The 7,676-nt window shown below is 58.6% G+C and carries 5 protein-coding genes and 1 pseudogene; 3 read left to right on the forward strand and 3 right to left on the reverse strand.

What is annotated here, in order from left to right:
- The coding region (locus RT018_RS04090) for an HD domain-containing protein (RefSeq protein ID WP_312939533.1) at nucleotides 1-1,286 on the reverse strand (1,286 nt) is incomplete at its 3' end.
- A gap of 254 nt (nucleotides 1,287-1,540) precedes the next feature.
- On the opposite strand from RT018_RS04090, the gene murC reads away from it, so the two are divergent.
- Entirely contained in the window at nucleotides 1,541-2,920 is a 1,380-nt protein-coding gene (gene murC / locus RT018_RS04095; protein ID WP_312939534.1) for a UDP-N-acetylmuramate--L-alanine ligase, read from the forward strand.
- Nucleotides 2,921-3,030: 110 nt separating this feature from the next.
- On the opposite strand, the gene RT018_RS04100 is transcribed toward murC, so the two are convergent.
- On the reverse strand, nucleotides 3,031-3,630 hold the full coding sequence (locus tag RT018_RS04100) for a 4'-phosphopantetheinyl transferase (RefSeq protein WP_312939536.1): 600 nt from the start codon (nucleotides 3,628-3,630) through the stop codon (nucleotides 3,031-3,033).
- A 209-nt stretch (nucleotides 3,631-3,839) separates the two neighbouring features.
- Here RT018_RS04100 and dnaG point away from each other — a divergent pair, with 209 nt between their 5' ends.
- On the forward strand, nucleotides 3,840-5,633 hold the full coding sequence (gene dnaG / locus RT018_RS04105; protein ID WP_312939537.1) for a DNA primase: 1,794 nt from the start codon (nucleotides 3,840-3,842) through the stop codon (nucleotides 5,631-5,633).
- Nucleotides 5,626-7,098: an RNA polymerase sigma factor RpoD gene (gene rpoD, locus RT018_RS04110; RefSeq protein ID WP_312939538.1), complete on the forward strand. Its 1,473-nt coding sequence runs from the start codon at nucleotides 5,626-5,628 to the stop codon at nucleotides 7,096-7,098. The genes dnaG and rpoD overlap by 8 nt, the downstream gene beginning before the upstream one ends.
- 279 nt (nucleotides 7,099-7,377) lie before the next feature.
- Here the strand turns inward: rpoD and RT018_RS04115 are convergent.
- Nucleotides 7,378-7,676 (reverse strand): annotated as a pseudogene (locus tag RT018_RS04115) (hypothetical protein); the annotation flags it as partial.

Raw genomic sequence — 7,676 nt, forward strand, 5'->3', positions numbered from 1 at the left:
AGCGCGGCGCGCTGGTTTGGCAGGTCACCGTCCACCACGGCGGATAAAAGTTCCTCCAGTGCCTCGCCGATTTCCGCCCCCCGGAGGCCCAGCGCCAGCATATCTCGGCCGTTCACCGCCAACTGCTGCAGTGATATGCATTCGTCCCTAGCCAGCAGACCCTCCATCATCCTTTGTATCTGCTCCACGTCCTTCAGTCGGGCGCGGTAGGCCGGAGCCTGACCAAGGTTATCCGCCCGCTTCACCTCCGTCAGCTCCCGCAGACGCTCCTCGCCCAGCTTTCGCAACGCGCGGCGGATGCTTTTCTCTGTCCGGGGGATCTCCCTGTCGTGCCACAGCACCAGCATGATCACTGCCTCTCGGGTGGCCTTGTCAAATTTCAGTCGCCGCAAAATCGCGTCCGCCATCCCCGCGCTGACCGTCGGATGCCCATAAAAATGCCCACCCCGCTCGTCCCGGGTGTAGCACCGGGGCTTTGCCACGTCGTGCAGCAGCACCGCCCAGCGCAAAATCGGTTCCGCCGGAACTTCATGCAGGGCGTGGAGGGTGTGCTCCCATACATCATAACAGTGATAGCGGCTGTGCTGGTCAAAGCCCACCATGGGCAAAAGCTCCGGCACCACCGCCCCCACCACTTCCGGAAATTCCCGCAGAATCTCCGCGGCGGCGGGGCCGCATAAAAGCTTTGTCAGCTCAACTTGTATCCGCTCGGCCGCCACCCCGCAAAGCAAGTTCCTGCATGCACGCAGCCCCCGGGCCGTCTCTTCTTCCAGAGCAAAGTCCAACACCGCCGCCAGTCGCAGGCCGCGCAGAATGCGCAGTGCGTCTTCTTGAAATCGCTCCTCGGGCTTCCCCACGCAGCGCAAAAGCCGGTTTTTCAAATCCTTCTGGCCGCCAAAGGGGTCCGTCAACGTTTCCCCCAAATCCAGCCCCATGGCGTTCACTGTGTAGTCCCGGCGGCTCAAATCGTCCCGCAGGGAGCGGGTGAAGGCCACCGAATCCGGGCGACGTCCGTCCGTATACCGTCCGTCCGTACGAAAGGTGGTCACTTCCACAGAAAGCGCCCCCTCCCGAACGGTCACGGTGCCGTGGCGCAGCCCGGTGGGCGCGGCCCGGCCCGAAAACAGCGCCATCGTCTCCTCCGGCAGAGCGGAGGTGGCCACATCCCAGTCCCCCGGCTCCCGTCCCAGCAGGGAATCCCGGACGCAGCCGCCCACACAGTGGGCCTCGTGGCCATGCTCCTCCAGCGCCTCCATTATGCACTTCACCGGCTCCGGAATGTTCACCTGCTCACCTTACTTTCTCTTTTTAAATCCGTGGACTGAAGTCGTTCCCCGCATAGCGGGTCGCGCCTTTTCGGTTGCTTTTTCCACGCTCGCATAGTATAATACCTTTTTTGAGAAGGACAGTCAATCGTCCCGGCCCAGAAGCGAAAATTTTGGCCGGACGCTATAAATTCCGGCACCGTAGTTATAATACAGTATCATACAATAAACGCCGGCGCATTTGCAAGTCATTGCAGGAGAAGGAGCAAACTATTATGATGAATAATCCAAAGCCCATCAGCGCTTACATGGTTCCCGGCAAGCAGGTTCATCTGGTGGGAATCGGGGGCGTGTCCATGGCTCCGCTCGCGGAAATTCTGCTGGGGATGGGGCTTGCGGTCCATGGCTCCGATATTCATGAAAGCGACGCGGTGGCCCATCTGCGGTCGGTGGGCATCCATGTGGACATCGGCCACAGCGCGGAAAATTTGGGCGAGTGCGACTTTGTAATCCGCACTGCCGCCGTCCACGACAACAACCCGGAAATTTCCGGCGCGGTGACCCGGGGCATCCCGGTTTATGAGCGGGCCCAGGCACTGGGAGCCATTATGCGGCGCTATCCCAACGCACTGTGCATCTCCGGCACCCACGGAAAAACCACCACCTCCTCCATGTGCACCCACATCTTCATGGCAGCGGATGAGGACCCCACCGTGATGATCGGGGGCACACTGCCCCTGCTCCACTCCGCCTATCGGGTGGGCAATGGAGACACCATAATTTTGGAATCCTGTGAGTATTGTAACTCATTCCTCTCCTTCTACCCCACTGTGGCGGTGATTCTCAATGTGGAAGAGGACCATCTGGACTTTTTTAAGGATTTGGAGGATATTGAGCACTCCTTCCGCCGGTTTGCACAATTGGTGCCTGAAGGCGGACGCGTGGTGGCCAACGCAGACAACGACGGGGCCATGGCGGCTCTGAAAAATCTGGGCCGTCCGGTGTTCACCTTCGGACTGGAGCGCACCGCCCACTGCACCGCTGAAAACCTCCGCGAAGAGGGTGGAAAACAGCTCTTCGACGTGACTGTATACGGAAAGCACTATGCCAGCGTGTCCCTGTCGGTTCACGGTAGACACAACGTGTCCAACGCGCTGGCGGCCGCTTCGGCGGCTTATGCGCTGGGCTTACCAGGCTCCGCCGTGGAGCAGGGCCTTGCGAACTTTACCGGCGCAGGACGGCGCTTTGAGCGCAAGGGCGTGTTTAACGGCGCGGACGTTTACGACGACTATGCCCACCACCCCGACGAGCTCCACGCCCTGCTGGCCATGGCAAAGGACCTGCCCTACAAGCGGGTGGTGCTGGCGTTCCAACCCCATACCTATTCCCGCACCGCCAAGCTGTTCGACCATTTTGTGGAGGAGCTGAAGCTTGCGGACACAGCGATTGTGGCGGAGATTTACGCCGCCCGGGAAACCAACACTGTGGGCATCAGCTCGGGCGACTTGTGCAAAAAGGTCCCCGGCTCCATCTATTGTTCCACACTGGAGCAGGTGACCGATCGTCTCCGGGCCATTGCCCAGCCGGGAGATTTGATTCTGACCGTGGGCGCGGGAGACATCTATCGGGCCGGAGAAGCTCTGCTGAACGAATAGACAACTGTAAATACCCGTAAATACAAAAGTCCCCGGGGAAGCTACTTTCCCGGGGACTTCGCCCGCACCGCACCCGGCGATGCGCTTACCTTTAAAGAAATCTCTAACGGCTAAACCATCTGTTCTAATGAAAACTTTTGAATTCCGCTCACGCCTTCGGCGCTGCGGGTGGCTACTCCGGCCACATAGCCGGGGAACGTTTCCACGTAATAGAAATATTCGCCGTATTGCAGAGGGGCCTCCCCCTCCCGCATAATACTCACTCCGGCGCCGCTGCGCTTGAATCGCGCCTCCCGCCGGACCCAGCTCTGAAAAAACGCTTTTTCCGAGGCCGCGTCCGCCAGCCGCTTCATGGCTCTTGGAGACACAGGGCGTATCTTTTCGATATCCACGCCCAACGGCTCGTCCGAAAGGCCCACAAGAACCGCGCCGGGTGTGTGGCTCAGGTTAAAGCACACTTCCGGAAAGTTGGGAAATTCAGGCTTTCCCTGGGTGGTCAGCGCGATCTCCGGCAGCTCCCGCCACCGGTATTTCTCCCACAGCGCGCGGCGCAGAATCGCATAGGCGCAAAGCGGCTCCCGCCACCGTTCGGCGTCACGAACTCGGGCAAGCCGCTCCCGCCGCGCAGGCGGCAGCATTTCCAGCAGCGCGTTGTTCTCCCGCTCGCTGAGCGGGCGGTCCAACCGCGCGGCCCAAAGCTCTACTGCCATTCTTCCACCTCTTTCTCTCTATTCTCTAAGCACTTATTTTAGCCGCCAAATGGAGAACTGTAAAGCCGGGAAAGAAAAGTTTTCTCAAATTTCGCAAAAAAAGAGGGAATTTCACCCCCACGGGGTATAAATAGAATAACTTGAATTGGTTTGCTGGGTATGACTTGGGACAAATCCGGTAAGACTCACCGGGAGGGAGGTATGTTCCGTTGCCGTTTCCGCAAAATTTTCTGGACGAGCTGACTGCCCGCAGCGACATTGTGGATGTGGTGGGCAGCTATGTTCAGCTTTCGAGACGAGGCGCGAACTACTTTGGTCTCTGCCCGTTTCACAGCGAAAAAACCGGCTCTTTTTCCGTCTCCCCTGACAAGCAGATTTATTACTGCTTCGGCTGCAAACGGGGCGGCGGCGTCATCAACTTTATCATGGAAGAGGAGAGTCTCCCCTTTCCGGACGCGGTGCGGTTTCTGGCCCGGCGCGCCGGGCTGGAAGTTCCGGAGGAGACGGGTGACCGGGAGGCGGAGCAGAAGCGGCGGCGCCTTCTGGATTTAAACCGCGACGCAGCCCGGTTTTACTATCAGCAGCTTCAGGACCCGGAGGGCCGCGCCATGCGGGACTATCTGGAACGGCGAAGGATTGGGCAGGCCACGGCGGTGCGCTTCGGCCTTGGTGCGTCGGTCGACCGCTGGGACGCGCTCATCACCGCCATGACTCGCCAGGGCTACACCAAGTCGGAGCTTCTGGGCGCGGGCCTTGCGGTGCAGAACAAAAACGGTGGCCTTTACGACAAGTTCCGAAACCGGCTGATGTTCCCCGTCATCAATGTACGGGGGGATGTGGTGGCGTTTGGCGGACGGGTGCTGGACCATGCGGAACCGAAGTATATGAACTCCTCGGAAACCCCGGTTTACAGCAAGCGCCGAGAGCTGTATGCTTTAAATCTTGCGAAGAAGTCCAAGCGGCCCAACATTATTTTGTGCGAGGGCAACATCGACGTGGTAACTCTCCATCAGGCGGGGTTTGACAATGCCGTGGCCTCCATGGGCACGGCGCTGACGCAGGAGCAAACCCGGCTTTTAAGCCGATACACCAAGGAAATCGTTCTATGTTATGACAACGACAACGCCGGAAAAATTGCCACGGAGCGGGCCTTGCAAATTCTGAACAACTCGGAATTCGCCGTCCGGGTTCTCCGGCTTCCAAACAAGCGGCTGGAAGACGGATCTATGGGCAAGCAAGACGCAGACGATTTTATCAAAGCCTTTGGCCCGGACGCGTTTGAGCGGCTGCTCACCGGCAGCGAAAACGGCGTGGAGTTTCGTTTGGCTCAGGTTGCCGGGAAATACGACTTGACGGACGATCGGCAGCGCCTTGCCTACGCCGAGGAGGTAAGCGAGCTTTTGGCGGGTCTTGAAAGCCCTGTGGAGCGGGACATTTACACCGTCCGGGCGGCGGAGGCCGCAAAGCTTACGCCGGAGGCCATGAAGCTGGAGGTTCAGCGGTCCTTCAAGCGCCGAATAGGCAAGGAGCGGCGGGCACGAGAGCGCCGGGACTTGAATCCAGCCGCGGAGCTTCAGCCCAAGGGGCGGGACCTGCGCTACACAAACCTTCGCTCCGCCATGGCGGAGGAGGGCATTTTGCGGCTTTTACTGCTGGACGACAGCTTGTTCCCGGAAATGTCGCCCCTGCAGGAGGAGGAGTTTTCCTCTGCGCTGCTTGGCAGGGTCTTTTCCCTTTTGTGGCGGCAGCGGGAGCAGCGCAGCGCCCCCAAACTTTCGTTTCTGGCGGGAGAGCTGTCCGGTGAAGAGATGAGCCACATTACTAATCTGTGTCAAAAGCCAGAATCCGCCGCAAACGGGCGGCAGGCTCTTGCCGATTACATAGCAATCGTCCGCCGGGAGGCGGAAAAGCGTGCCGGCACAGGCGTAGCGGACCCGCTGCTGGCAAAAATGGAAGAATTGAAAGATCAGAAAAAAAGCGACGGAGGAAAGCGACATGTCTAAGAAGAAAGAACCCACCCCTGAGGAGCGGCTGGAGCAGGAGGCCGATGCCCTGCTGAAGGCCGGAACGGCAAAAGGGGCGGATAGAACGGCGGCAACCGGTGGCAAATCCGGTGAGGACGCCGCTCCCATCATGACCGACGAGGAGGCCAAAAAGGCCGGAATCCTCCGCCTGGACGACAGGCAGGTGGCATCCCTGCCTGCCTCCGCATGGCTGGCAGGCAACGAAAAACTGCGCGAGCTTCTATATAGAGCGCAGAAAAAGGGCAAGCTGGACTCCGGCGAGCTGGCGGAGTCACTGGACTCCATGAATCTTGAGGGCGACCAGATGGATCAGCTTTATGATTCTCTGGAAGCGCTGAACATTGATATCAGCACCGACGAGGACATTCTTCCCGAGCTGCCCGACGACGGTCCCGCCGCCGAGGAAATTGCCGACGTGGAGGAAGAGGAGCTGGTGGACCCCAACGCGTTGGTTGGGAACTTCGCCATCGACGACCCCGTGCGGATGTATCTGAAGGAAATCGGAAAAGTCCCCCTGCTGACCTCCGACGAGGAGGTGGATCTGGCTCAGCGTATGGCCGCCGGCGCGGAAGCCGAGGAAAAGCTTAAAGAGCTTGCCCGCCAGAAAGAGGCAGGCGAAGAACGCTCTCTTTCCAAGGAAGAGGAGATGGCCGTCAAAAAGGTTTTCCGTAGCGGTGAACTTGCAAAGCAAAAGCTGGCGGAGGCAAACCTCCGTCTGGTGGTGTCCATCGCCAAGCGGTATGTGGGCCGGGGCATGCTGTTTCTGGATTTGATTCAGGAGGGCAACCTGGGCCTCATTAAGGCCGTTGAAAAGTTCGACTGCACCAAGGGCTTCAAGTTCTCCACCTATGCAACCTGGTGGATTCGTCAGGCCATCACCCGCGCTATTGCCGATCAGGCCCGCACGATCCGTATCCCTGTGCATATGGTGGAAACCATCAACAAGGTCATCCGGGTGAGCCGTCAGCTTTTGCAGGAGCTGGGCCACGATCCCAGCCCTCAGGAAATTGCTATTGAGATGAACGGTGGTCCCGGCGCTTGGGAAAAGGTCCGGGAGGACGAGAAGAAGCGGGCCGTGGACCGCATCCGGGAGATTTTGAAAATCGCACAGGAGCCGGTGTCTTTGGAGACTCCCATCGGCGAGGAGGAGGACAGCCACCTTGGCGACTTCATCCCCGACGAAGGCGCGTCGGAACCCTCCGAGGCCGCGTCCTATAAACTTCTGCGGGAGCAATTGATGGACGTGCTTTCCACTCTGACTCCCCGGGAAGAGCAGGTTTTGAAGCTGCATTTTGGCATTGAGGATGGCCGCGCCCGGACTTTGGAGGAGGTCGGCAAGGAATTCAATGTCACTCGTGAGCGCATCCGCCAGATCGAGGCCAAGGCTCTGCGCAAGCTGCGCCACCCCAGCCGCAGCAAAAAGTTGAAAGACTTTTTGAACTGAGTATCTTTAGCGGATAAGGAATTTTCCGTGGGCTCTGCAACCTTAAAATTGACAGAAAAAACTATGAGGACTGGACACAGCTTTTATCTGCTGTGTCCAGTCCTCTTTTTGATACAGAAGGGGTAATCGCAGAGTCCTTTAGACCGATTCTGTCCCTCCGAGATGTATTAAGAATAGCGCATCCGCGCTGCTCCGGCAATGGCAGGTAATACACCAGTGTGTTTATAAGTGGTTCATCTGCGGAGCCATTCCATAAAAAGATGTGCTTTTACCATTCTATCATTGTTGCCTGTGCTTATTTATCCGGGGTGCTGTTGATAAGAAAAGCAATCCGATTCCAACAAGCATCGCAGTCATCTTTTCCATCAGCACGGACAGCGGCATGGAAAACGCCGGGTCGAGCACCCCAAGGGAGAGAGGGTACTCCACAAAAAGCGACCCAACATACATATCTCCTGGCAGATACCCCGCTGCAAACGCCACCGCCATAAGCACGAACAGAGACCATGCCCGAACCCCTCCTGCCAGCGCGCCAGCGCCGATCAGCAAGGCGGACGGCGGCAGCAGCGTGACCACAG

Origin of the sequence: Oscillibacter sp. (assembly GCF_032060045.1) — a bacterium.
In the GTDB taxonomy this organism is placed as follows: Bacteria; Bacillota; Clostridia; order Oscillospirales; family Oscillospiraceae; genus Oscillibacter.

Bases quoted from the DNA above. Each gene is read 5' to 3' on its own strand.
- murC (WP_312939534.1), top strand. From the start codon at position 1,541: ATGATGAATAATCCAAAGCCCATCAGCGCTTACATGGTTCCCGGCAAG.
- RT018_RS04100 (WP_312939536.1), bottom strand. From the start codon at position 3,630: ATGGCAGTAGAGCTTTGGGCCGCGCGGTTGGACCGCCCGCTCAGCGAG.
- rpoD (WP_312939538.1), top strand. From the start codon at position 5,626: ATGTCTAAGAAGAAAGAACCCACCCCTGAGGAGCGGCTGGAGCAGGAG.